Origin of the sequence: Coleofasciculus sp. FACHB-542 (assembly GCF_014695825.1) — a bacterium.
Taxonomy (GTDB): domain Bacteria; phylum Cyanobacteriota; class Cyanobacteriia; order Cyanobacteriales; family FACHB-T130; genus FACHB-T130.
In genome coordinates this window covers 61,541-87,162 of record NZ_JACJPB010000023.1, presented here as the reverse complement: position 1 = coordinate 87,162, position 25,622 = coordinate 61,541, and the positions used below count along the sequence as shown (strand labels likewise).

Sequence of the window (25,622 nt, the reverse complement as noted above, 5' to 3'; positions counted from 1 at the left end):
TGCGCTATCGAGAATTCTTTATTCTAAATGTAAACTTTTTCTTTAGAGGATTTGGTGATTGAAAACCTTGATAGCGTATGATAGTCGCCTCATGACTTAGTGAGGCTGGATACCGCATGAATGTGACGCCTGTCACGCAGACGTCACATTCATGCGGGTAGCAAGTTTGTACACAGCGCGCTTTTTAGCATGATTGCCGCCCGTACAGGACTTCTCAGCCTACATCAAGAAGCGGGTGAATGCTGAGTAGTATGCTCTTTCATCTGATTAAGGCGCGGGGTATCATCTATGTCAAAGTATGTCAAAGGCAATGACCATAGAACTACCAATCTCTTTACCCCTAGAAACCGTACTATCTTAATAGGGTGCCCGAAAAGTATGGCAGGTAGGCATTGCTCGCCTAATTTCATGCAACGTCAAAGCAAAAAAAATCCCGACTTCCTATAGCAGCCGGAGTTCTGAAAGGCTGGCATCTTCCAACTGAAATTAGGATTGCGATAAGAGAACGCTTGAAAAATCTATTGATACAGTTATTAGTTTTTATATTTTTAAATTGATTTTTCATCTTTAAAAAAAATTAATTTAAAGGATAAGTCACGTTTATAGCAACGATTAGAAAAAGTTAATGTAAAGACGGAATGTTGAAGAAGCATTTTCGGGACTCAAAGACAAAATTTAAGTGTTATTCAACTATAGTTTTCTCTTAAGAGAACTGTTAGAAGCTGTCGTATAGCAGTGTTGAGGTCTGAAATCGGCAGGCTGAGGAGTGAGGTCTGAGGTTTGAATGAAAACAGGAATGCTCTCCTACTCCCTCTCTATCTCTTGACCCTGACAGCGTTTGGGTTAACTGTGTTACCATCTGGAAAAATCTTCTCAATATCTCAATCACCCTATGGGCAAGGTTCTGGTGTTAAACGCCTCTTATGAACCGCTCAACATCACCAGCTGGCGGCGGGCTGCTGTCTTGTTGATCAAAGGGAAAGCAGAGCGGGTTGAACACAACGGCAAATACGTCTACTCAGAGTTTCCACTCCCGACGGTTATTCGGCTGCGCTACTATGTCCGGGTTCCTTATAAGGAAATTCCCCTGACTCGTCGAAATATCCTCCACCGCGATAGTCATTCTTGTCAATATTGCGGTTATACCGGGGACGATTTAACGCTCGATCATGTAATTCCCCGCTCTCGTGGCGGCGGCGATACCTGGGAAAACATTGTCACCGCTTGCGTGCGCTGCAATGTCAATAAAGGCAGCCGCACCCCCAAGGAAGCCAACATGATTTTGCGGCAGCCGCCTCGCAAGCCTTACAGTAGTCTGCACTTTGAAGTTGCGAAACACCTCAAAAGTGGTACGCATCAGGAGTGGAAAAAATATGTGATCGGCCTTTAGCCCCCTGCAATTAAATCAACTGCGGGGGGTTTTAAAATTTGGCTAGTCAAGAGACTGGCAAGTACGGGTGGTGCCCCTAGTACTGGGGGCGGAGGAACATTGCACTCTTCCTTAACCCCTCATTGCCAATCGGTAGCCATGAAAGAGCAAGAGCGCAACTGTAAAAGGTCAAGACCGGAAAACGCGACCGCAGGGGGAGTGTCGTTTGCCAGTTTTTTTGTCAAGATCTATGAATAGGTAGCTCTATATCAAGACAAGCGTAATCACGGCGTCTCTGGAAACCTGTTTTCGCAGTAAAGAGGCGAGCTTTCGCGGCATTTACAAGGGTTTCTGTACTGCGCTTTTTTTTGCCCTTTGGGCGATTGACTGAATCTGTCAAATACTTGGCAGGAAGCGTGAGGAGAGACTGTTGCAGCAACTGGAATACTAATTTTATAGCTTTGCACACCTGCATTATCCATAATATGCGATCTAATTTGCTCAAGCCTCTCAATGGTTCTCCAATCGCCGCCGAGTCAAAGCCTATAGACACCAAGCCAGATTCGGAATCTGTGGTTGAAATTCAACTAACAGAGGCGGCTCCCACACAGACAGTGAATGGATCTGGTAATTATTCAGCTAGAGGGTCGAGCGAACCCCCACTGGAAAGAATCGTGGAATCGCTACGACAGACTTTAGAGCGTCACCGGGGCGATCGCCATCTGGTAATTTTGCAAGATTTTCCCGACCCGGATGCCCTTTCGGGCGCTTGGGCGTATCAACTGATTGCCAAGCAGTACAACATCCAATGCGAAATTGTGTACGCTGGCACTCTCAGCCACCAAGAAAATATTGCTCTGGTTAAACTTACAGGCTTACCCGCAAAACGCTTGGGCGTCCAGTGCCTGAAGGAAAAAGAGAAGGACTTGTCGGTGTATCAGGGCTGTGTTCTGATTGATAACCAGGGCACGACCTGTCAATTGCTGCCTTGGGTACAAAAGGCAGGAATCCCGATTACGGTGGTGATTGACCATCACAGTATACAGACGGAACTTCATGCTGAATTTACGGATATTCGCCCTTCTACACGAGCCACGGCGACGATTTTAACCCAGTACCTCCAAGGAGGGCTACTCAAGCTGGATAGCGGTATTGGCGAACACGTAAAATGTGCGACAGCACTGATGCATGGTCTGAGGTCAGACACGAACCGGCTGATGCAAGCTCAGGAAGAGGATTTTCTAGCTGCCGGGTATCTCAGCCGTTTTTATGACGCCCAACTGCTGAATGCAGTCTTGCAGGCGTATCGCTCAAAACGGGTGATGGATGTAATCGAGCGATCGCTAACCAACCGCACTGTCCAAAATAACTTTTCTATCGCCGGTGTTGGTTATCTTCGCTATGAAGATCGGGATGCCATCCCCCAAGCGGCAGACTTTCTCGTGACAGAAGAAAACGTCCACACGGCTGTCGTCTACGGAATCGTCCACGACGAAGACGAAGAATTGGAAGTCGTAATTGGCTCCCTGAGAACCAGCAAGCTGACTCTCGACCCTGACGAGTTTATCAAAGAAGCCTTTGGGCAAGACAATCAAGGACGCTTTTTTGGCGGCGGACGACTTTCCGCGGGTGGCTTTGAAATTCCGATGGGGTTCTTGGGCGGCTTCAATGAAAATTCTGAGTACGCCAAGATGAAATGGGAAGTTTTTGACACCCAAATCAAGCAAAAGCTGCTTCGGTTGGTCAACCCAAAAGACCATCTGCTTCATGGGGAGTAAAAGCGAGTGGAAGAATGGAAATTGCGACTCTTCCATTCTTCCATCAGCAATTAACCTATGAAACTTTATTTGATCCGCCACGGAATCGCCGCCGAGCCATCTGAGGACGTCAAAGATGAAGCGCGATCGCTGACCCATGAGGGACGCAAGAAAACCGCTAAAGTAGCAAAACGACTGGATGAAATCGGTGTGCGCTTCGACCTGATCCTCACCAGTCCCTTAGTGAGGGCACGCCAAACCGCCAAAATTCTCGTCGCCGCCCGTTTGTGTCCCCATCTAGAAGAATCAATCGACCTAGCTCCTGGGGGTGGCATCCAAGCTTGGCTGAGATGGTTAGAGGAATGGCGGCGAGCGGGTGGATCTCAATTAGCCCTAGTAGGTCATCAACCTAACTTGGGAAATTGGGCAGAAATTTTGGTGTGGGGCGATACCCAAGAAGCGCTAATTTTGAAAAAAGCAGGCATGATTGGATTAAGCCTTCCAGAAACCCAGTCTCCCGTGGGTCATAGCCAGATGTTTTTGCTTTCCTCACCCAAGTGGCTGTTGTAATCCCCGTTTAGAAATTCTGGTAAAACTAGCGACTACAAAAACGGTTTCTGGTAAGGTAACTTGAGTATGTTCCCCTCACCCAATCCGTAGCAACATGACTGTCTGCGAGTATAAACCAGGTTTAGAAGGCATTCCCGCTGCCCAATCCAGTATCAGCTATGTCGATGGAAAACAGGGAATACTAGAATATCGCGGCATTCGCATCGAAGACCTCGCAGAAAAGAGTACCTTCCTAGAAACGTCGTATTTATTAATTTGGGGTACGCTCCCCACGAAGGAAGAACTTGAAGCCTTTGAAAGTGAAATTCGCTATCATCGGCGGATCAAATATCGCATCCGGGACATGATGAAGTGTTTTCCGGAAACCGGGCATCCAATGGATGCGCTGCAAGCTTCTGCCGCTGCTTTGGGTTTGTTTTACTCCCGTCGCGCTTTAGATAACCCTGCTTACATTCGGGAAGCGGTGGTGCGCCTCCTAGCAAAAATTCCCACAATGGTGGCAGCGTTCCAACTGATGCGGAAAGGCAACGACCCCGTGCGCCCTCGCGATGATTTGGACTATTCTGCCAACTTCTTGTATATGCTGAACGAGCGAGAACCCGACCCCCTTGCGGCGCGGATTTTCGATGTCTGCTTGACGCTTCATGCAGAACATACGATGAACGCTTCTACCTTCTCGGCACGGGTGACGGCTTCTACCCTGACCGACCCCTACGCAGTCGTTGCCTCAGCGGTGGGAACTTTAGCAGGGCCATTGCATGGAGGGGCGAATGAAGAAGTCATCACCATGTTAGAAGAAATTGGCTCAGTGGCAAATGTTACTGCGTGGCTAGAGGATGCCTTACAGCGCAAAGCGAAAATTATGGGCTTTGGTCATCGCGTTTACAAAGTGAAAGACCCGCGAGCGACAATTCTCCAAAACTTGGCAGAACAACTGTTTGAGAAATTTGGTCACGATAAGTATTACGACATTGCTGTGGAGTTGGAAAGGGTACTTGAGGAAAAATTAGGCGAAAAGGGAATTTATCCAAACGTGGATTTCTATTCGGGTCTGGTTTACCGAAAGATGGGCATTCCTACAGATTTGTTTACACCCGTGTTTGCGATCGCTCGTGTTGCTGGTTGGCTAGCTCACTGGAAGGAACAGTTAGGAGAAAACCGCATCTATCGTCCGACTCAAATTTATAAGGGTTCCCGCGAAGCTGGCTACATTTCTATAGAACAACGATAGTCATCTAGAACTCGAAAAAACGCGATCGCTTCCGACAAAAATTGTATAGAGAAGCGATCGCGCTTTTTTTGTGGCGGAGACGGGAGGAGCGATCGCTGGTTCCGAAAATCGGGGTAGATGGGGAAGCTTACTGTTAATTGGTTGACCTTCGTAGGGATTAGTTGCCTCAGTTGACCAACAGATGCAAGAGCCGGATTCAACAGATACCCATCGCTCAATTAGAGGAGTTGGGTGAGGCGCTGTTGGATTTTACGGCACCGACGGATTTAGCCGTCTGGTTCGAGCAGTATCAGTGATAATTACACAGGCGATCGCACTTTCACCCGCCACAACAAGCGATCGCGCCTCCCTTCTTCCTGACCACAGAAAACTTTAACTTAAGGATAAGTAGAATTTCTTATTTGCTGCGCTGGGCTGGATGCGCTCCAACGATATACTAGGCTGTGTAGCTGAAAAAAATCTTCACAAAAGAACAGATAGATTGATTCGATACATCTTGTCTCGAATTGTCCTAGTAATTACTTCGTTCGGGAAACATGAACCCAGGTATTGACCTACAAGGAACTTTTATCCAATCCCTCAGGGATCTGGGCATCCCAGCAGGTGCCGCCAAAGCCATTTGGATGCCGCTGCCGATGTTTCTGATGATTATTGGTGCTACCGTAGGGGTGCTAGTGGTCGTCTGGCTGGAGCGGAAGATCTCTGCTGCGGCTCAGCAGCGAATTGGGCCAGAATTCGCCGGACCACTAGGTGTTTTGCAGCCGGTCGCCGATGGTCTAAAGCTGGTTTTCAAAGAAGATATTGTCCCAGCCAAGACCGACCGCTTGCTATTCACGCTAGGCCCAATCATCGTCGTCATCCCAGTGTTTTTGTCCTTCCTGATTGTGCCGTTTGGGCAAAACCTGGTAATCTCTAACGTCGGAATGGGCGTCTTTTTGTGGATTGCCCTCTCCAGCATTCAGCCGATTGGCTTGCTGATGTCCGGCTATTCTTCAAACAACAAGTATTCCCTACTAGGGGGTTTAAGGGCGGCAGCGCAGTCGATTAGTTACGAAATTCCCCTAGCGCTTTCCGTACTTGCGATCGCGATGATGTCCAACAGTCTTAGCACCATCGACATCGTAGAACAGCAATCTGGCTACGGCGTCCTCAGCTGGAACGTCTGGCGGCAACCCGTGGGTTTCCTCATCTTTTGGATTGCCGCTTTGGCAGAGTGCGAAAGACTCCCCTTTGACTTGCCAGAAGCAGAAGAAGAACTGGTTGCCGGTTATCAGACCGAATACGCCGGGATGAAATTCGGTCTATTTTATATCGGCTCTTACGTCAACCTCGTCCTCTCTGCCCTGCTAGTTGCAATCTTGTATCTAGGCGGATGGGAATTTCCGATTCCCCTCTCAATGTTAGGCGGCTGGCTAGGAGTTAATGAAACCAGTCCCTGGTTGCAGGTGATTGATGCATCACTGGGGATCACCATGACCCTCCTAAAAGCCTACTTCCTCGTTTTCATAGCGATTCTGCTGCGCTGGACTGTACCACGGGTTCGCATCGACCAACTGCTCGATCTAGGGTGGAAGTTTCTGCTCCCAGTGTCTTTAGTCAACCTGCTACTGACCGCAGCCCTAAAATTAGCATTTCCCGTTGCTTTTGGCGGGTAATTGGTAATCGGTAATCGGTAATAAGTCGTGGGAAAAATTACCTTTTTCTACAATCACCAATAACCGATTCTCTAATCAGAGAGAGACACAGAACAATGCTTAAGTTCCTCAAACAAGTTGGCGATTACGCCAAAGAAACCGTCCAAGCGGCTCGATATATTGGTCAAGGGTTGTCTGTAACCTTCGACCATATGCGGCGGCGTCCGATTACCGTGCAGTACCCCTACGAAAAACTCATTCCTTCCGAGCGTTTCCGGGGTCGAATTCACTTTGAATTTGATAAGTGCATTTCCTGCGAAGTCTGCGTGCGGGTTTGTCCCATCAACCTGCCAGTAGTGGATTGGGAGTTTGACAAAGCCAGCAAAAAGAAACTCCTCAAGCACTACAGCATCGACTTCGGAGTTTGTATCTTTTGCGGCAACTGCGTGGAATACTGCCCGACCAATTGCCTGTCAATGACCGAAGAGTACGAGCTTAGCACCTACGACCGTCACGAATTGAATTTTGACAACGTGGCACTGGGTCGTTTACCGTACAAAGTCACGCAAGACCCAATGGTGACGCCGCTGCGCGAACTTGTCTACCTACCCAAGGGCGTCATGGACCCGCACGACCTGCCAGAAGGTTCCCGTCGCCCCGGTCAGCTTCCAGCGGAAATTCTGGAACAAAAAACGGAAAAATAAAAGTGATTTGTCATTCGTCATTAGTCACTTGTAAAAAACTAATGATGAATGACGAATGACAAATAAACGATTGACTACTGACAAAGGACAAAAATGAATCTAGCTGAAGGCGTTCAGATTGTTTCGTTTGGCCTGCTGTCGCTAATGATGATTGGCTCAGCTTTAGGAGTGGTGCTGTTTACTAATATTGTCTACTCAGCCTTCTTACTGGGTGGAGTTTTTGTCAGCATCGCTGGGCTGTATCTTCTTCTCAATGCAGACTTTGTAGCGGCGGCGCAGGTTCTCATTTATGTTGGAGCGATTAACGTCCTGATTTTGTTTGCCATCATGCTGGTAAACAAGCGGGAAGATTTTGCACCCATTCGCAATCGCTGGATTCGCCAAGCATCAACGGCTTTGGTCTGTATCGGCTTGTTTGGGCTTCTGGGTACGATGGTGATCAGAACTCCCTGGACTTTAGCGGTCTTGACCACTCCCATTGAAAGTAGCATTGTGCAGATTGGTCTGCATTTCTTCAGTGACTTTTTGCTACCTTTTGAGTTGGCATCTGTGTTGTTGTTGATGGCAATGGTGGGCGCAATTGTTCTGGCACGTCGTGAGTATATTCCAGAAGAAATTTCACCTCAGCTAACTCAACCAACCTCGTTAACGTTGCCGGAACGTCCTCGCGAACTTTTGACGGTCGGCTCCGAAAGCGGTAAACTCCCCGCAGATACCAACACATAGAAACAAAGAAAACTCATGCACCTAGAACTTCAGTATTTTCTACTGCTAGCCGCTGCCCTCTTCTGCATCGGTATCTATGGCTTGATTACCAGCCGTAATGCTGTTCGCGTGCTGATGTCGATTGAATTGCTGCTGAATTCTGTCAACCTGAATTTAATGGCCTTTTCTAATTTTCTCGATCCTCAAGAAATTAAAGGTCAGGTTTTTTCCGTCTTTGTGATTACTGTTGCAGCTGCTGAAGCCGCTGTGGGTTTGGCGATTGTGCTGTCAATCTATCGCAACCGCGAGACGGTGGACATGGAGCAGTTTAATCTGTTGAAGTGGTAATGGTTAATGGGTAATGGGTAATGAGTGTTTTGAGTTGAAGAAAGCTCTTGAATTCAAAATTTAGACGCGATAATGGCGTCTCTAAAACTGAAAAGTTTTTACCTATACCAATTACCCATTATTCCTTACTCGCAACGTCAGAAAAATCATTGATTAATATTTAGGTCTTTAAAGTAGATTGATGAATCTACGAGCATTTTTAATATTTATATTTATCTTCAAATTTATCTCCAGAACGTGTAACCCTTCTTCTTAATTTTGCCTGATAAGTTTGATTGGTTAAAATCGGGGAAATGTTGAGAGCTAAACATTTCACGTATCCAGCCCACATCTATCCTTAGTATTAGTTGTCTGAAATACATTGTTATAGAATGACAGAGGGCTGGAGAAAATAGGCATTATCAAATAAAAGCGATCGCGTCTTTGCAAGGAAAGAGGAAAATAGCTATGGGGATGACTCTCACCGAAAAAATCTTGGCTCGTGCCTCTGGTCGGGCTATTGTCGAACCGGCGGAGAATATTTGGGTTAACGTTGATTTGTTAATGACCCATGACGTTTGTGGTCCCGGTACAATCGGGGTGTTCAAGCGCGAATTTGGCGCTGATGCCAAAGTCTGGGACAAAGAAAAAATTGTTTTGATTCCAGACCATTACATTTTTACTGCCGACGAACGCGCTAACCGCAACGTTGATATTCTGCGCGACTTTGCCAAAGAGCAAGACATTAAATATTTCTACGACATCACCGACCGAGCCGACTTTAAAGCCAATCCCGATTACAAAGGTGTTTGCCACATTGCCCTAGCACAAGAAGGTCACACCCGTCCGGGAGAAGTGCTGTTTGGTACCGATTCCCACACCTGCAACGCGGGCGCTTTTGGTCAGTTCGCCACCGGCATTGGCAACACGGACGCTGGTTTCATTATGGGCACCGGCAAGCTGCTGATCAAAGTCCCGGCGACGATGCGCTTTGTCTTTGAGGGCGAGATGCCAAATTACCTGTTGGCGAAAGACCTGATCTTACAAATCATTGGAGATATTGGTGTTGCTGGAGCCACGTATCGAGCGCTGGAATTTGCCGGTACTACCATTAACGGTCTGTCGATGGAAGACCGGATGACGCTGTGTAATATGGCGATTGAGGCGGGTGGCAAAAATGGCACGGTCGCCCCGGATGAAACGACGTTTGAGTACGTCCGCGCCCGGACTGATAAGCCTTTTGAGCCAGTTTATACAGATGCTGATGCTCGTTTCTACTCGGATCGGCATTATGATGTCTCCAAGTTAGAGCCGGTCGTCGCTAAGCCCCATTCTCCAGATAATCGTGCTTTGGCGCGGGAATGCCGCGATGTCAAGATTGACCGAGTTTATATCGGTTCCTGCACTGGCGGCAAAACTTCAGATTTTATGTACGCTGCCCGTATTCTTAAGGGACAGCAGGTGAAAGTTCCTACTTATTTAGTACCGGCAACGCAGAAAGTCTACGAAGACTTATTCACCCAGAAGTACGAAGGGCAAACTCTGTCTGAGATTTTCTTGGCGGCTGGTTGCATTGAGCCTGCGGCACCTTCCTGCGCGGCTTGTTTGGGTGGTCCCAAGGATACTTTCGGTCGTGTGAATGAGCCGGAAATTTGCGTTTCTACGACTAACCGCAATTTCCCCGGTCGCATGGGCAATAAAGAGGCGGGGATTTATCTAGCTTCACCTTATACGGCTGCGGCTTCGGCGTTGACTGGATATGTAACCGACCCCCGCGATTTTATGTAGAGCAGTAGGAGAGGGGAATTCGGAACCTCACCCCCAACCCCTCTCCGTCCACGGAGAGGGGCAATATTGAATGACTCGACATTCATGGGGAGGGGCAGTATTGAATGGCTCGACCTTTGCGGGGAGGGGCAGAGGTGGGGTTATTTACGCTATCTAATAGAGAATTGCTAGAGTGCTAGAGCCTTCAACCCAGGCTGTTAATCAGGTCAATATAATTGATCCAACCTTGGAAGATGTCTTGAATAGTTGCGCTATTTTCCTCAACAAACAGGCTACCTTCTTCTGAAAAAGGCGATGTAGCGATCGCATTATCCAATTCGCCGAAAAGATCCGTCAGCGTAGTTCCCCCGACGCAGGTAGCGGCGGCTTCATCGGCAAGTTCTTCCCATAACGGGGACTCAGCAGAGATATTCGCTTGCTTGTTGATGGTGCTTTCTTTCATAAAAAACCTCTGGGCATCAAAATTATCTGATATCAACTCCATACTAATTGGTTGTCGCGATCGCGCTTTCGATTGTACACAGAAGGCGATCGCCCCAAAGCACTCGCTATACTCGTAGTCTACGGAATTCAGCAGATGCGAGTATTATGGTGGATTGGTTATTGGTCTGGGGAGTTTCTCAAGCTGTTGGGGGTCTGGTGTACCCCATTGTGCAAGATTTGGCAAAGGAGGGAGCAAAAGACTTTGCTAAAGATTTCTTCAAAGATTCGCTGAAACACGTTTTGCTACGGGAAAAAGACCCTCGTCAGGTTGCGGCTGGTAAGGCTATCAAAGAATTTCTGCAACTGGTACAGGATGAATTAAAAGATACAGGCGTTACTGATGAGCAATTGCAGCAATATACCAAACCGTTAAAGGAATTTATTAAAGACAAATCGGTTAAAGAGATTCTGGGAAGTGCTTTTAAAGATGACTGTCAGGCTTTAGATACAAAAACCTTAGCTCAAACTTGGAATCAGCTTAATTTATTACCTTTGCCACCTGAGGAATTTGATTGGGATTTGGTTGGCAAGCTGTACCGGAGAAAAGTTAACGTTATTATTCGAGAATTGCCTGAATTACGCGCTATCTTTGACTCAAAAAATATAGAAGCTATTCAGCAAAATACTAAAGAATTGGCTGGAATCTCTACTGAATTTGACTTAAAACGATATCAGGAAGGTCTGCAAGAGCGATACAGCAATCTTAATTTAGATAGTTATAGTTTAGATTCGAGCGTTTATGACTATCGAGAAAAACTCAAGATATGGGAAATTTTTATAGCACAAAATGTGCGCGAATGCCAGGAATATTTACCCCAAGTTTACGAGATTCCTAAAGAGCATCAAAAACGACTGAGGGAGAGTAACCAACTCGAAGCAGACGTTAACCCCCAGGAGTGGGAACGATATAAACAGGTTTATTATCAACAGCCAATTCGCTCAGTTTTAGATATTATTAATGACTCTCAAACTTATCCCTATTTTGTAATTTTGGGCGATCCGGGTTCGGGGAAGTCCACATTGTTGCAATACATTGCTTTGAATTGGGCAATAACGCCTCTCAATACTGTGATTGAACAGCCGATTCCGTTGCTGATTGAATTGCGGACTTATATTCGCAATCGCGACTCTGGAAAGTGCAATGATTTTCTCGAATTCCTCCACAAAGGCTGTGGAATTGTCTGTCGCCTCAATCAACATGAACTCCACGAACGGCTAAAAGCTGGCAAAGTTTTGGTGATGTTTGATGGGTTGGATGAGGTGTTCGATCCGGCGAAACGGGAGGAAGTGATTACTGATATTCATCGTTTCACGAATGATTATCGGAAGGCGCGGATAATTGTCACTTCTCGCACTATTGGCTATAAACCGCAACGGTTGCGAGATGCCCAGTTTCGTCACTTCATGCTGCAAGATTTAGAGTTAGAACAAATTGAGGATTTTCTCTATCGATGGCATGAATTAACGTTCACGGATGAGGCACTTAAAGTTAGCAAGCGGGAACGACTGCAAAGGGCAATTGAGACTTCTTCAGCGATTGGAGAACTGGCGGGAAATCCCCTGCTATTGACAATGATAGCAATACTCAACCGCAAGCAAGAATTGCCTAGAGATAGACCAAGACTTTACAAAAAAGCTTCAGAAGTACTGCTGCATCAATGGGATGTGGATCAGAAATTGCTAGAAAATCCGAGGATGGATTCGGTAACAATTGACTATAACGATAAGCAGGCAATACTGCGTCAGGTTGCCTACCACATGCAAGCCGCAGATAAGGGTTTGGCTGGCAATCTGATTCGGGGGGATGATTTAGAAAGGATTCTAACTAGCTTTTTTAAAAGTACAGAAGTCAATCAGCCGAGAACTGTTGCTAGATTGCTGATTGAACAACTGCGAAGTCGCAATTTTATTTTGTGTTACCTGGGTGCCGATTCCTATGCTTTTGTGCATCGGACATTTTTAGAATACTTCTGTGCTAGTGAGTTTGTCTGGCAATTTGAGAAGGAACGCAATCTTTCATTGGAGCAGTTGAAAACTGAGGTTTTTGGCAAGCATTGGCAGGATGAAATTTGGCATGAAGTTCTGCGGCTGATTGCGGGAATGATTGATACAAAATTTGCAGGCGAAATTTTAGATTATCTGATGGCGCAGAAGGGCGAGGATGAAAAGTTTATCAATCTATTTTTAGCAGCAGAGTGCCTTTTAGAAGTGAGGAATCATCGCTCGTTGATTACACCAACATCTGACCAACTCCTCAATCAGCTGAAGGGCTTAACGCAGTATGACCTACCTTACCGTTACGAATTCTATGAAGATGAGGCAGATTTGGTTAGTGAAATTCGCATTCAAGCCGTTTCATCGGTCGCCACAACTTGGAAAGATCACCCAGATACCTTAGCTTGGCTCAAACAACGGGCGCAAGCGGATGACGATCCAAATGTGCGATGTGCGGCGGTGGAAGAATTAGCCCGTGGTTGGAAAGATGACCCGGATACCTTAGCTTGGCTCAAACAACGGGTGCAAGCGGATGACGATTTTGTGCGACGTACGGCGGTGGAAGAATTAGCCCGTGGTTGGAAAGATGACCCGGATACCTTACCTATTCTCAAACAACGGGCGCAAGCGGATAGCAGTTTTTTTGTGCGACGTGCGGCGGTGCAAGAATTAGCCCGTGGTTGGAAAGACGACCCAGATACCTTACCTATTCTCAAACAAGGGGTGCAAGCGGATGGCAGTTTTTTTGTGCGACGTGCGGCGGTGCAAGAATTAGCCCGTGGTTGGAAAGACGACCCAGATACCTTACCTATCCTCAAACAACGAGCGCAAACGGATGACGATTTTGTTGTGCGACGTGCGGCGGTGCAAGAATTAGCCCGTGGTTGGAAAGATGACCCAGATACCTTACCTATCCTCAAACAACGAGCGCAAACGGATGACACTTGGAATGTGCGAGAAGCGGCGGTGGAAGAATTAGCCCGTGGTTGGAAAGATGACCCGGATACCTTACCTATCCTCAAACAACGGGCGCAAGCGGATGACAAGTTCTATGTACGACGTGCGGCGGTGCAAGAATTAGCCCGTGGTTGGAAAGATGAACCTGGGATGTTTGAATTTTTGTGCGATCGCGCCCTCAACGATCCCTTTGAGCGTGAGGACAGCTGGGAAGACAACCCTCGGCAATTAGCACTTGAGATAATCATCAAAAATTATTCCAACCATCCCCAGACTCTACCACTGTTGCGCGATCGCTCTCTCAATGACCCAGACCAGAAGGTGCGCGAGTTCGCAACAGAGAAACTAAAGAATTGGAGTAAAAGTTGCGAGTAAACCGATCGCGCTGAGGAGGCGATCGCTATCTGATTGAAAAATCTTTCCGTGTAGGTTGGGTTTCAAGAGTTTTGGAGAGTCTTGCAGGTTTTGCTTCTTGAATTTTGTCAGTCAACCAGCGGCTGACCAGAAAGCTTTAGCTTACTTTAGCTTTAAGCCGGAAGTAAATTTCCCGGCTTTTTACGTGCTGCGATCGCTTCACAGGCACTTCACAGAAGCTTTACGATCGAGCGAGAATAACCGATTTATTTAAAGGATTGATAAAGATAGCCCCGATTTTATAGCACTTCTCCCTGGAGACTCCTTAAAGTGAGGGGGGAGCCGATAGGTAGATTTACGGGGTTGTGAGAGATTTGTTCACCATGCGGGTACTCTACTCAATTTAGGAAGCACCCATGAATCCACGAACAAGATCAAAATCAGAAAAGTCATCGGCGGGGCAGAATTTAGTCAAAGGTTTTGTTGGCATCGCTGGATTTCTTGGAATCTGTTATTTGGTGAGTATTCCAGTCATGTCCCAACTCAATCAAAACTCTACTCTCAAGGAAACTGCTTCTGAGGAGACTGGCACGACTAGGCGTTCTTCACCCAAAAAGACCAAGGCAAAACAGTCTACAACGACCGCCGATCCGACAACCATGTTCGGAGTCTATACAACCCAGCCGGATGCTACAACCCAACCAAATCAGTCTCCCGCCCCCTTGGGTAATACAACCTTGCCAGATGGGACGATAACGGCTCCCGGCACCACCAGCTTGCCGAGTAGCTATCCCACCACTCCCAGTACAAGCAATTCTGGCGGGTTAATCACGACTCCCGGCACCACCAGCTTGCCGAGTAGCTATCCCATCACTCCCAGTACAAGCAATTCTGGCGGGTTAATCACGACTCCTGGCACCACCAGCTTGCCGAACACAGGATTTTCAACTACACCCAATCCAACGATCAACTATAGCGGGTTTTAAACGTTCAACTGGGTGTGTGTCGTCTGATATAGCAATCCTATTTGAGTTGCGTTTCGGCTCTTCAGATCCCCGACTTCTCTCTCGAAGTCGGGGATCTCGCCTTCACGAATCATTTACGACTGCGATACTTGAGGCAAAACTGAGACAAAACGCGATCGCGCTCTCAACCGAAAATACGATCGCCCTTAAACTTCCGGGCGAATTCTGCTACTGCCCAAACTGTTGTTTAGCTTGCTGATAAACTTCCACTGTTATTATTTTTTGCCCTGCTTCTTGTGCAAATTTTTCGATCTTTTTCCGAGCGGCGGGACGGACAAAAAAGGGAATTTCTTTCAACTTGGCTTCAGCTTCGGGTGTCCACTCTACGGCATTGGGTTGGTTCGCCACAGTTCTCTCCAAAAAATCCTTAAAACAGGAGTTTAACAGGGAAGCGATCGCGCTTTCCAGCGTCTCATCAAGAAGGCGATCGCATCCTGAGAGCGATCGCCCCCAACCCTACCAACGAGTTACCACTTTTTGTAGGAGAGGAACTTACCCGACATGACGATTTTTACGCGATCGCCTTTGGGATCTTCTTCTTTCTCTACATCCAACGTAAAGTCAATCGCGCTCATAATCCCGTCCCCAAACTTGTCGTGAATGACGCTTTTTAGCGGCATTCCATACACTTGCATGATTTCATAAAAGCGATAAATCAGAGGGTCAGTAGGAACAACTGGCCCCAATCCTTTTAGCGGACATTCTGTTAGTTCTTTAGCATAATTTGGGTCAAGCTCTAAGGCGAAGATTAGCTTACTTGCCTCTTCTTCAGAAGCACTTGCTTGACGATACATCACTGCCGCAATCCAGACTTCGTCGCGTCCAACAACCTTTTCTAAATCGGCAAAACTTAGCCCTTTTTCTTTTTTAGCAGCCAAAAGTATTTGAGTAATTTCAGGAATAGCCATTAACAAACCTCAATAAAAAAGTAGCAACGAAATGTAACGACTGTAATGAATATTTGCTCAGTTTGAGAAACAGTTAAACTATCTCCTTTAACCGACAATCGATTCAGTTACATTCGCTACCTATCCGCTGCTACTTTTAAAGCTTTAGGCTTTTTAGGTGGACATTTTCCGACCGATTTTTGCCTTTTGCCTTTTGCTTTTTTTAGCGGTCTACAGAACCCATGATGATATCGATGCTACCCAAAATCACCACAATATCAGCGAGTTTTACACCCTTGAGAAGACTAGGGAGGATTTGCAGGTTGTTGAAATCAGCTGCACGAATCTTCCAACGCCAAGGGAAGACATTATCATCGCCAATAATATAGATTCCTAGCTCACCTTTCCCACTCTCGACACGGACGTAATGTTCGCCCTTAGGAATCTTAAAAGTGGGAGCGATTTTCTTACCAATGTACTGGTAGTCAAAGCCATTCCATTCGGATTTTGGCCCTTCTGCCATACGCTTGGCTTCCAAGTTCTCGTAAGGACCACCGGGAAGTGCTTTGATAGCTTGGTAAATAATCTTGACAGATTCGCGCATCTCTCGAATCCGCACCAAGTAGCGGGCAAAACAATCACCGCCAGTTTCCGTATGCACTTGCCAGTCGAAGTCGTCGTAACATTCGTAGTGGTCAACTTTCCGCAAGTCCCACTTGACGCCAGAACCCCGCAACATGGGGCCAGAAAGTCCCCAGTTGATTGCTTCTTCGCGGCTGATGGTGCCCACGCCTTCCACGCGACGGCGGAAGATGGGGTTGTCAGTTATCAAGCGCTCGTATTCGTCAACTTTCGGCAGGAAGTAGTCGCAAAAGTCTAAGCACTTATCAACCCAGCCGTAGGGCAAATCAACAGCAACTCCCCCAATACGGAAGTAGTTGTTATTCACCATCCGATAACCAGTGGCGGCTTCCCACAGGTCATAAATCATCTCCCGTTCGCGGAAGATATAAAAGAAGGGAGTCTGAGCGCCCGTATCAGCCAAAAATGGTCCCAACCACAGCAGGTGATTGGCGATACGGTTCAATTCCAGCATGATGACGCGGATGTAGCTGGCGCGTTTGGGAACTGAGATACCGGCTAGTTTTTCCGGCGCATTAACAGTGACAGCCTCGTTAAACATTCCCGCTGCATAGTCCCACCGGCTGACGTAGGGGACGTACATGATGTTGGTGCGGTTTTCGGCAATTTTTTCCATACCGCGATGCAGGTAGCCGATAACCGGCTCGCAATCCACGACATCTTCCCCATCCAGGGTAACGATGAGTCGCAGCACTCCGTGCATGGAGGGATGGTGCGGACCCATGTTCAGCACCATCGGTTCTGTTCTAGTTTCTATCTTTGCCATAGTTCAGCCATCTCTCCTTGAAGCCGATTTGGGCAGCCGCACCTGAAATTTCGTAAACACGCCAAAATCACTCCGACTGGCACTGTCTGTTTACTACTGAGTGTTGATTTTTGTTTCGCTTCCTTAATTATATGGAGCTTTGTCCGCAGGATACGTCGGAAATCTAGCTGCATTTAACCAAGGAGAATTTTGGCACAACGTAGGGAATCCGGCGTTGCTGAAATCGTCATGATTTAGGCAACGCCGCCAAAGGTTATTGGTGAGCGTTCAGCGCCAAGTTGGATGGAGATGGCTTTGCACTCGGAAAATGGTGTTGTGTCGCAAAAAGCTGTGCAACCATTTCTGTACGAGACGAAACCTCAAGCTTACGGAACATTCGCTTCAAAGCCTGCTTGACAGAATTCTCGGTAATCCAAAGTTCAGTCCCGATTTCTGTGTTGGTTCGACCCAGCGCTACCAAGTTGGCAATTTGCAACTCACGAGACGTTAAGCGATGGGTCTTTAAGGGTTGGTGCTGAGGTTCCAAAACAGTGCTAGGTGCGAATCGCACGCTGGCGATCCAAACCGATAGGTGTAAACAAATGGCACTCAAATCAGCGATATCTTGGGCATCAAAGGCAGGCATTGATTTGTCACGGGTGCAACCCACTGAGCCGATTAATTGACCCCGATCGATAATTGGTCCTGCCATCACGTGCCAATGATCGGGACGAGGACAAATGATTGCCCAGGCTTTTGGGGATGTCACTAATCCTTCATGGACAGGCGTATGGCGCTCTGCTATGTAACGCGCCACAGGATTATGTTCAATAGATAAGACAACATTCAGCACTTTTTGAAACTTGCGGTCGCCTAAAAGCTGGTCGAAGAAAAAAATTCCCGAACGCTTGGCGGCAAAGTACTCACCAATTTTTGGCACGAGTTGCGATCGCAGGTCTTGTTCATCTTTTACCTGACTGATGGCTTCAAATAAAAGCTGTAAGGAAATCATCTTGGATTGGGTGTTGTGCCTTAAAGAGTACTCAATCGAGGACTAGGCGCGGTGGTTTGCCATTCCTAGTATAAGGATAGATTTCATTGCAAGCCCTATTAGTAGGATTGATGTATGACTGACTCACAAAAGCACATTATTGGTTTGGTTATCTATCCCGGCATGACCGCACTTGATATTGTGGGACCCCAGCAAGTTTTTAGTGCGCTTCCCAATGTCCAGATTCATCGAATCTGGAAAACGCTAGACCCGATCGAAACCGATGACGGCATGGTGATTTTGCCGGATACCACCTTTGACCATTGCCCGCCCCTGGATGTGCTCTGTGTCGGTGGCGGCTTAAAACAGATGGCAATCATAGACGATCCAGAGATCCTTGGATTTCTGCGTCGGCAAGGAAGCACTGCAAAGTTTATTACCTCTGTGTGTGGCGGCTCTATGTTTTTGGCGAAGGCAGGACTGCTGCAAGGCTATCGAGCTGCGACTCACTGGATGATGCGGGAACACCTAGCCGCGTTGGGGGTTGAAGTCGGAACAGAGCGAGTCGTGATTGACCGAAATCGCATGACAGGGGGAGGTGTGACAGCAGGCATTGATTTTGGTCTCGTGGTTGCTAAAGCGCTTTGTGGTGAGGAAGCCGCCAAGATAGCTCAACTCTTGATGGAGTACGATCCAGCCCCGCCCTTCGATGCCGGTTCACCCGAAAAAGCGGGGCCTGATTTAGTGAACAAGGCGACGTCATACGCGATGGGGACATTGGGTTTACAAGTAGAATAGGCAGCTTGACATGACTAGCCAATTCGGAAATTGACGGCGGTACAGCTTGGTTTTTCTGCGACTTCGATCGTCTTCAAAAAGAGCTTGATTACTCAGGTATTCAATTGAGAAGGCGATCGCTATCAATGCAGACCAGCTCCTTTCAGGGTGCGAGTTAATTGGCGCTTTTCTCAAACAAGGGCAAATCCAGGCGGCAAACGTTTACCAAAAGCGTGCCCAAAATCACTACCGGCTACTATTGAAAGCAAGGCAAGAGCGCTCGACAATTAGCAACGGCGATAAATTTTGACTCTGAATAAACTGGTTTCTGAAATCTAGCTTCCCGGTCAAAGTTATGCGCTGATCCTGAACGAGCGGAATGAGAAGCATGGGTACAACCAGAAAATCGGAAAAATTATAGGCAAAATAGAGGGTGCGCCTATTTATCGTCGCTAAGTTTTTTTGATGGATGAAATTGACAAGAGTTTGACGAATCAGACGGAAGCACCGGCATTTTTTCATCTGTCGGTACTGAGTCGGGAGTTAATTGCCGGGTTGGAAAGCCGTCCGGGGGGACACTACCTGGATGCGACGGTGGGGGGTGGCGGACACAGTCGGTTAATTCTGGAAGCGGCACCGGATGTTCGGGTGACGGCGATTGACCAGGATGAACAAGCGATCGCTGCGGCTAAAACCCAATTGCACAATTTTAGGGAACGCATCCAATTTTGGCATGGCAATTTCACCAAATATCAACCGAATGGTCTAATATTTGACGGAATTATTGCGGATTTAGGCGTGAGTTCTGCTCAGTTCGATGTTCCAGAGCGAGGCTTTAGTTTTCGCCACCAAGCTGACTTAGATATGCGAATGAATCAGCAGGAATCGCTGACTGCCGCAGAAGTCATTAATCACTGGAAAGAAGCGGAACTGGCGGATATTTTCTTTAAATACGGGGAAGAGCGGCTGTCGCGGCGAATTGCTAGAGCGATTGTGGAAAAGCGTCCGTTTCAGACAACAACCGAGTTAGCAGAGGCGATCGCCTATAGCGTTCCCCGTCAGTACCGCTACGGCAGAATTCACCCTGCCACACGGGTATTTCAAGCGCTACGAATTGTCGTCAACGATGAGTTAAAGTCTCTAGAAACCTTCCTGAATCAAGCCCCCACCTGGCTCAAACCAAGCGGTAGGATTGGCATCATCAGTTTTCACAGTTTAGAAGATCGCTTGGTAAAGCATGGTTTCAGAGAATCGCCGATATTGCAGGTGTTAACCAAAAAACCGATTACACCGCAAGACGATGAACTGGAAAATAATCCTCGCTCTCGCTCCGCTAAACTGCGAATCGCAGAACGAAAATGATAGCAAACGACTCGCCGCCTTAGCCGAAAGCTATAGCAGTGAGTCGTTCCTAAATAAATCATCGTAGATTGTTAAAGTTCAACAGATTAATTAACTTAAATTGACTGGTAACTGCTGTATCCTAATCAAGAATTTTGAGGCAAGTGCGATGTCTTGGTTGCGTCCTGATGGTCGGCAATTTTACCAACTGCGTCCGGTTCGGTTTGAACGAATGTTCACCCGATTTGCAGCGGGTTCGGTTTTAACGAGCTGCGGCGACACTCATGTTCTGTGTAGTGCGACGATTCAAAAAGGTGTCCCCAAGTTTTTAGAAGGCACCGGCAAAGGGTGGCTAACGGCTGAATATCGGATGCTACCGGGTGCGACACCCCAACGCCAAGCACGGGAATTTATGAAGCTGTCTGGACGCACTCAAGAGATTCAGCGATTGATTGGGCGCAGCTTGCGGGCGTCGCTAGATTTAGAGGTACTCGGAGAACGCACGATAACGATAGATGCCGATGTTTTACAAGCGGATGCGGGAACCCGCACAACCTCGATTTTCGGCGGGTTTGTGGCACTTGCAGACGCGATAGAAAAGCTGATACAGCAGGGAGAGTTAGAGCGATCGCCAATTCGCCATCAAATTGCCGCAGTTTCGGTAGGACTGTTGCAGGGAGAGCCAGTTTTAGATTTGAATTACGTTGAGGATGTCGCGGCTGAGGTGGATTTCAACGTAGTGATGGATGACCAATTGAACATCATTGAAGTTCAAGGAACGGCTGAGGAAGGCACCTTTAACCGGACTCAGCTCAATCAAATCTTAGATTTAGCCGAAAAAGGGATTCAAGAACTGCTAGATGCACAGCGCAAAGCATTGAGTTCCTCGACCCATTAAATAAAGGAATATCCCTAAAAATTAAGAATCGTTTCAGATCGACCAGAGTGCGATCGCTCTTATACCAGCCTGGATTATATAGATGAAGGGCATTCCAGGCACTTTTGCCAGTTCACCAGAACCCTAACTGCTCATGAGATCGGGGTTGGTGGATGTTTGAGACAATCTGAGACAATTAGCCTTTGAAATCAACTGTTTCAGCTCATTCCAGATAGATTGATAGTCATCAGCACGAAGGGAGAACTCTATGAAATTGGCTTACTGGATGTATGCAGGCCCCGCGCACATTGGTACTCTGCGGGTCTCCAGTTCCTTTAAGAACGTCCATGCGATCATGCACGCGCCAATTGGCGATGACTACTTCAACGTCATGCGCTCGATGCTAGAACGCGATCGCAACTTCACCCCAGTTACCATCAGTTCCGTTGACCGGAACGTTTTGGCGCGTGGTTCCCAAGAAAAGGTGGTGGACAATATCACCCGCAAAGACGTTGAGGAACATCCAGACCTAATTGTTTTAACTCCTACCTGTACCAGCAGCATTCTCCAAGAAGACCTGGAAAACTTTGTGGAACGAGCTTCCATAGAAACCAAGTCAGACGTAATGCTGGCGGACGTGAACCACTACCGCGTCAATGAACTGCAAGCAGCCGACATTACCCTGCGGCAAATTGTCCAGCTTTACATCGAGAAAGCCCGGAAAAAAGGCGATTTACCCGAAGGCAAAACTGAAAAGCCCTCGGTTAACATTCTCGGAATTTCCAGCCTCGGATTTCACAATCACCACGACTGCACCGAGTTGAAGCGGTTGATGGCTGACTTGGGGATTCAAGTCAATGAAGTAATTCCCGAAGGCGCATCAGTTCACAACCTCAAGAATTTGCCAAAGGCTTGGTTTAACCTGGTTCCTTACCGCGAAATCGGGCCAATGGCAGCTCAGTATCTGGAGAAAGAATTTGGGATGCCTTTTGTAGACATTACGCCGATGGGTGTGGTGGAAACTGCACGTTGCATCCGCAAAATTCAGGAAATCATTAATGCTCAAGGCGCAGATGTTAACTACGAAGACTACATCAACGAGCAAACCTTGCACGTTTCTCAAGCCGCTTGGTTCTCCCGTTCTATTGACTGCCAAAACTTGACAGGGAAGAAAGCTGTGGTGTTTGGCGACAGCACTCACGCCGCCGCCATCACAAAAATTCTGTCAAGAGAAATGGGGATTCACGTTGTTTGGGCGGGAACATACTGCAAGTACGACGCTGAGTGGTTCAAAGAGCAGGTAGGCGAATACTGCGATGAAGTGATCGTCACCGAAGACCACGGTCAAATTGGGGATGCGATCGCTCGTGTGGAACCTTCTGCCATTTTTGGCACCCAAATGGAACGTCACGTCGGTAAGCGTCTAAATATTCCCTGCGGCGTCATTGCAGCACCGATTCACGTTCAAAATTTCCCCATTGGTTACAAGCCGTTCTGCGGTTATGAAGGCACGAATCAAATTACAGATTTGATCTACAATTCCTTCACTTTGGGAATGGAAGATCACTTGTTAGAAATCTTTGGTGGTCACGATACTAAGGAAGTGATTACCAAGGGGATTTCTGCTGATTCTGACCTCGGTTGGAACAAGGAAGCGCAAGCAGAACTCAACAAAGTTCCCGGTTTTGTGCGCGGCAAAGTGAAGCGCAACACTGAGAAATTTGCACGCGATCGCGGTTTCAACGTCATCACTTTAGAAGTGATGTATGCAGCTAAAGAAGCAGTCGGCGCGTAATTCAGCAGTTAGCCATTAACATTTAGCCGTCAGCCCTAAAAGCTGGCTGCTAGTCTCAAAAATCGGGAGCGATCGCTCCCGATTTTAAATCAACAATAAACAGCTTATCTGCAACCGCTCTCGATGAATTGAGCGAGGCTTTATTAGACTTTTCGGATAAAACAGAGCTAGCGACTTGGCTAGCACAGCATCAAGCATAAACGTTTTGGAGTTTGAGAGCGATCGCGCTTCACTGGGATTAGTTTAGAAGTACTGTACACCGCTAAGGGAGTTGTCAGCGTGTAGATTAGCCCTTAACTGTCAGCGCCTAGTAAAAGAAGTGAGGAATGAAGGGAGGAGTATTCCTAATCTCATACTCCTCACTACTTTTTGTTGAAAAATGGCTGAAGTGCAATCGCAGTTCAGCCATTTTTCTCTAGGGTTCGCTTTGATGTTAGAAAGGAATATCAGGAAACTTGTAACCGTGACGAGCAATTTTCCGGACATCTGCCAGAGGTACAGGCAACCCGATAGTACAGTAGCCTTGATTTTGCACTGTTTTCTTTTCGAGTATCGCCAGATGTTCCAAAACTAACCACCTGAACTTTCCTGGTTCAACGACCAAAATCTCTTGTCTGGGAATTAAAAAAATCCAGAGGTCAGCTTGGGAAGTCAAACCCCAACCGATAATATTGCGATGCTCAACGGATACAATCTCGAAAAATAGGTTTCCAGTTTGCTTGGCTTTTAGATCAGTCTTGTATTCAGCCTTAGCAATAGAACTGTCCGGTCGAGTTAATAAACGGTCAATTCCAGCCTTCTGGTATTCTGGCACCTCTGAAACATCATTAATGCCATAACCAAGAAACTGTAGCCAATGATCTATAGCTAACTCTCCTGCCTTGCCCACTTTGTTTTGAGTGTTGAAGTCGTATCCTGTTGTTTGGGCGAATGGGCGTGAAGGCTGGATAAGTCCAGCCCCATTGTACTGAGTCTGATTCATAATGATTTGCCAACGATTTTACAAAATTGGCTTCCCTTGGTTCGTCAGAACTAGGGGATTTCTCTTAAGGCAAAGCACCCGGTCTGAAATTCCCGTTTGAGTTCTTGAACTATAGGAAAAACCTCGTAATTAAGGCTAAACAAAAATATACGCCAGCAATTAGGGCAGCAGAGAACGCTTATCTGTGTATGGATTGAAGTAAACTGCCGTAGTCTTCGCCCCAGAGAGCATTTCTAATTTTGTAGCAGTGTTTCTACAATTTTTATATGTTAGCCGTTTTGCAAAAGCGATTAACAAAAAAATGTTAGCCACTTCTACTTTGTTAGCCTTTTTGTCTCTGCTCTATTAACTGTTTACGTTTCTTTACAGATAAATTTGTCTTAGTATCATCAACATAACGATCGCCCTTCATAAGCCATGTGGCTACTTTCCGCCCTAGCTCAGTCAGTTTTACATATGTAGTGCGTTTGGGCGGAGGAGTCTCAATAGATGTCCGAGGTGTATTTTTGTGATTATTCCGGATAATTAAGCCGCGATTTTCTAACCTCTTGAGAGAGCGGGAAAAGTCAGCCCGGTCGGATGCTGTCCATTCTTTAGGCTTCTCGCCGCTTTTCTCATAAAACTTTGACGGACACCACCAGAGTCCCCATCTGTATATATCCGAATTATCGAAGTCGTCGTCTTCTAGCTCTTGTTCTAGTTGCATCCAAAACTCCCAAATCATTAAAATGCTTTTTTGTTGGGAACTGAGTTTTTGAGCAGCTTTTCTAAGTTCTGAAATTTCCAAATCTTTGTTTATTTCTTGGATACTCAGTGCAGATTCATCCCTCCTGTGAAAATGCCCTAGTGTGAATTCGGAGTATCGTTTATAAAGCAGTTTTGCTACCCCGCGGCCTAGGGCAGTGAACTTTACCGTTGTGGTACGTTTAGGCGCAGGTGTCTCAACAGACATCCGAGGTTCATGTTTATGGTTGTCCCGAATAATTAAGCCACGTTGTTCTAGCCTAGCGATTGACTTGGATAATGAAGCTCGCCTAGATGGTGTCCATTCTCCTCCAGGTGGCCAACAGAGTTTATTCTTACCTGGTGTCCAGGCAAATCCCCAAGGAAATTCAAGAATTCTTTGAGTAGATTCTTCCTGTGAATTCTCTGCTATCTGCATTAAATTTTCATAAGTCAGCAAAATAAAATTTTGCTGGGGACTAAGTTTTTGAGCAGCTATTTTTACTTCTGGACTTTCTGGATCAATCTTCCACTCATGTGTTTCCAAGGCAGATTTACCTCCATTTTGTCAGCGATGACAGAATTTATTTTCTCCAAGCTCGATATCATCATTGAAAACGTGAGCGCATTACATTGTCACTTTCACTAGCCGCACTCATAGGCTTTTGTATTCGTTTGGAATAAGCGTAGGAGAGGCGCAATCGATACTATGCTCTTAACTCACTAACCTCAAATTTAACATCATTATAAACATCTGATAATAGAATTTTAAATTGGAAAGAAGTTAAACATAGCATCATCTTTTTATTTTTATATTTAAAAAACTATCTTTTAGAAGCTTGGATAAATTTTCAAAATAGTTCCATATTAAAGAAAGAATCATAATTTTAAACATGAATATTTGAAACAAACATAATATCTAGATTTTTATTTTAAACTTCAGGATTTTTATAAATGATTAAA

24 protein-coding genes and 1 pseudogene are annotated in these 25,622 nt (G+C 46.6%); 18 read left to right on the top strand and 7 right to left on the bottom strand.

The features are described 5' to 3' along the window. Positions 1 to 892 precede the first annotated feature (892 nt). The 10 genes from H6F52_RS06665 (at position 893) to H6F52_RS06620 (ending at position 10,085) form a co-directional block, all read left to right on the top strand. On the top strand, positions 893 to 1,390 hold the full coding sequence (locus tag H6F52_RS06665) for an HNH endonuclease (RefSeq protein WP_190413489.1): 498 nt from the start codon (positions 893 to 895) through the stop codon (positions 1,388 to 1,390). Positions 1,391 to 1,854: 464 nt separating this feature from the next. Next, positions 1,855 to 3,147, top strand: a complete 1,293-nt coding sequence (locus H6F52_RS06660; RefSeq protein WP_190413491.1) for a bifunctional oligoribonuclease/PAP phosphatase NrnA — start codon at positions 1,855 to 1,857, stop codon at positions 3,145 to 3,147. A 57-nt stretch (positions 3,148 to 3,204) separates the two neighbouring features. After that, the gene (gene sixA / locus H6F52_RS06655) at positions 3,205 to 3,696 is read left to right on the top strand and encodes a phosphohistidine phosphatase SixA (RefSeq protein WP_190413493.1); all 492 of its coding nucleotides are present in this window, start codon (positions 3,205 to 3,207) and stop codon (positions 3,694 to 3,696) included. Positions 3,697 to 3,790: 94 nt separating this feature from the next. Further along, positions 3,791 to 4,927: a citrate synthase gene (locus H6F52_RS06650; RefSeq protein WP_190413495.1), complete on the top strand. Its 1,137-nt coding sequence runs from the start codon at positions 3,791 to 3,793 to the stop codon at positions 4,925 to 4,927. A gap of 170 nt (positions 4,928 to 5,097) precedes the next feature. Then, positions 5,098 to 5,223 carry a DUF4351 domain-containing protein gene (locus tag H6F52_RS06645; RefSeq protein ID WP_199292304.1) on the top strand — a complete coding sequence of 42 codons (126 nt, stop codon included), beginning with the start codon at positions 5,098 to 5,100 and terminating at the stop codon, positions 5,221 to 5,223. Between the two features lie 240 nt (positions 5,224 to 5,463). After that, complete coding sequence (nuoH, locus tag H6F52_RS06640; protein ID WP_190430307.1) at positions 5,464 to 6,582, top strand: NADH-quinone oxidoreductase subunit NuoH; 1,119 nt, start codon at positions 5,464 to 5,466, stop codon at positions 6,580 to 6,582. Positions 6,583 to 6,677: 95 nt separating this feature from the next. Continuing rightward, positions 6,678 to 7,265 carry an NAD(P)H-quinone oxidoreductase subunit I gene (gene ndhI / locus H6F52_RS06635; RefSeq protein ID WP_190413501.1) on the top strand — a complete coding sequence of 196 codons (588 nt, stop codon included), beginning with the start codon at positions 6,678 to 6,680 and terminating at the stop codon, positions 7,263 to 7,265. Positions 7,266 to 7,358: 93 nt separating this feature from the next. Further along, positions 7,359 to 7,991, top strand: a complete 633-nt coding sequence (locus H6F52_RS06630; protein WP_190413503.1) for an NADH-quinone oxidoreductase subunit J — start codon at positions 7,359 to 7,361, stop codon at positions 7,989 to 7,991. A gap of 15 nt (positions 7,992 to 8,006) precedes the next feature. Beyond that, positions 8,007 to 8,318, top strand: a complete 312-nt coding sequence (gene nuoK, locus H6F52_RS06625) for an NADH-quinone oxidoreductase subunit NuoK (RefSeq protein WP_190413505.1) — start codon at positions 8,007 to 8,009, stop codon at positions 8,316 to 8,318. Between the two features lie 447 nt (positions 8,319 to 8,765). Continuing rightward, on the top strand, positions 8,766 to 10,085 hold the full coding sequence (locus H6F52_RS06620) for a 3-isopropylmalate dehydratase large subunit (protein WP_190413508.1): 1,320 nt from the start codon (positions 8,766 to 8,768) through the stop codon (positions 10,083 to 10,085). A gap of 184 nt (positions 10,086 to 10,269) precedes the next feature. Here H6F52_RS06620 and H6F52_RS06615 read toward each other — a convergent pair whose 3' ends face one another. Next, positions 10,270 to 10,527: a hypothetical protein gene (locus tag H6F52_RS06615; protein WP_190533002.1), complete on the bottom strand. Its 258-nt coding sequence runs from the start codon at positions 10,525 to 10,527 to the stop codon at positions 10,270 to 10,272. Between the two features lie 146 nt (positions 10,528 to 10,673). On the opposite strand from H6F52_RS06615, the gene H6F52_RS06610 reads away from it, so the two are divergent. From H6F52_RS06610 to H6F52_RS06600, 3 genes are all read left to right on the top strand, one after another. After that, positions 10,674 to 13,895: a HEAT repeat domain-containing protein gene (locus H6F52_RS06610; protein ID WP_190532999.1), complete on the top strand. Its 3,222-nt coding sequence runs from the start codon at positions 10,674 to 10,676 to the stop codon at positions 13,893 to 13,895. Positions 13,896 to 13,992: 97 nt separating this feature from the next. Beyond that, complete coding sequence (locus H6F52_RS06605; protein WP_190532996.1) at positions 13,993 to 14,148, top strand: hypothetical protein; 156 nt, start codon at positions 13,993 to 13,995, stop codon at positions 14,146 to 14,148. Positions 14,149 to 14,290: 142 nt separating this feature from the next. Continuing rightward, positions 14,291 to 14,860 (top strand): hypothetical protein, encoded by a 570-nt coding sequence (locus tag H6F52_RS06600; protein ID WP_190532993.1) that lies wholly within the window; start codon positions 14,291 to 14,293, stop codon positions 14,858 to 14,860. A gap of 207 nt (positions 14,861 to 15,067) precedes the next feature. Here H6F52_RS06600 and H6F52_RS06595 read toward each other — a convergent pair whose 3' ends face one another. The 4 genes from H6F52_RS06595 to H6F52_RS06580 form a co-directional block, all read right to left on the bottom strand. Further along, positions 15,068 to 15,247 (bottom strand): PCP reductase family protein, encoded by a 180-nt coding sequence (locus H6F52_RS06595; protein WP_190413517.1) that lies wholly within the window; start codon positions 15,245 to 15,247, stop codon positions 15,068 to 15,070. Between the two features lie 119 nt (positions 15,248 to 15,366). After that, positions 15,367 to 15,807: a cyanase gene (gene cynS, locus H6F52_RS06590; RefSeq protein ID WP_190532990.1), complete on the bottom strand. Its 441-nt coding sequence runs from the start codon at positions 15,805 to 15,807 to the stop codon at positions 15,367 to 15,369. A 202-nt stretch (positions 15,808 to 16,009) separates the two neighbouring features. Next, positions 16,010 to 17,194 (bottom strand): NAD(P)H-quinone oxidoreductase subunit H, encoded by a 1,185-nt coding sequence (locus tag H6F52_RS06585; RefSeq protein ID WP_190413521.1) that lies wholly within the window; start codon positions 17,192 to 17,194, stop codon positions 16,010 to 16,012. Between the two features lie 253 nt (positions 17,195 to 17,447). Further along, on the bottom strand, positions 17,448 to 18,185 hold the full coding sequence (locus H6F52_RS06580; protein ID WP_190532987.1) for a LuxR C-terminal-related transcriptional regulator: 738 nt from the start codon (positions 18,183 to 18,185) through the stop codon (positions 17,448 to 17,450). A gap of 114 nt (positions 18,186 to 18,299) precedes the next feature. On the opposite strand from H6F52_RS06580, the gene H6F52_RS06575 reads away from it, so the two are divergent. The 5 genes and pseudogenes from H6F52_RS06575 to H6F52_RS26000 all read left to right on the top strand — a co-directional run. Further along, positions 18,300 to 18,962: a DJ-1/PfpI family protein gene (locus tag H6F52_RS06575; RefSeq protein WP_190532984.1), complete on the top strand. Its 663-nt coding sequence runs from the start codon at positions 18,300 to 18,302 to the stop codon at positions 18,960 to 18,962. 444 nt (positions 18,963 to 19,406) lie between these two features. Further along, complete coding sequence (rsmH, locus tag H6F52_RS06570; RefSeq protein ID WP_190532981.1) at positions 19,407 to 20,303, top strand: 16S rRNA (cytosine(1402)-N(4))-methyltransferase RsmH; 897 nt, start codon at positions 19,407 to 19,409, stop codon at positions 20,301 to 20,303. 148 nt (positions 20,304 to 20,451) lie between these two features. Beyond that, a complete protein-coding gene (gene rph, locus H6F52_RS06565; protein WP_277878912.1) occupies positions 20,452 to 21,180 on the top strand; it encodes a ribonuclease PH in 729 nt (242 codons plus the stop codon). A 247-nt stretch (positions 21,181 to 21,427) separates the two neighbouring features. Beyond that, positions 21,428 to 22,954, top strand: coding sequence for a ferredoxin:protochlorophyllide reductase (ATP-dependent) subunit B (bchB, locus tag H6F52_RS06560; protein WP_190526583.1), 1,527 nt, complete (start codon positions 21,428 to 21,430; stop codon positions 22,952 to 22,954). A 68-nt stretch (positions 22,955 to 23,022) separates the two neighbouring features. Continuing rightward, positions 23,023 to 23,154 (top strand): annotated as a pseudogene (locus H6F52_RS26000) (DUF4351 domain-containing protein); the annotation flags it as partial. A gap of 233 nt (positions 23,155 to 23,387) precedes the next feature. Here the strand turns inward: H6F52_RS26000 and H6F52_RS06550 are convergent. Next, on the bottom strand, positions 23,388 to 23,936 hold the full coding sequence (locus H6F52_RS06550; RefSeq protein ID WP_199292090.1) for a hypothetical protein: 549 nt from the start codon (positions 23,934 to 23,936) through the stop codon (positions 23,388 to 23,390). 322 nt (positions 23,937 to 24,258) lie between these two features. Then, complete coding sequence (locus H6F52_RS06545) at positions 24,259 to 25,206, bottom strand: hypothetical protein (protein WP_190428708.1); 948 nt, start codon at positions 25,204 to 25,206, stop codon at positions 24,259 to 24,261. Between the last annotated feature and the right edge of the window lie 416 nt (positions 25,207 to 25,622).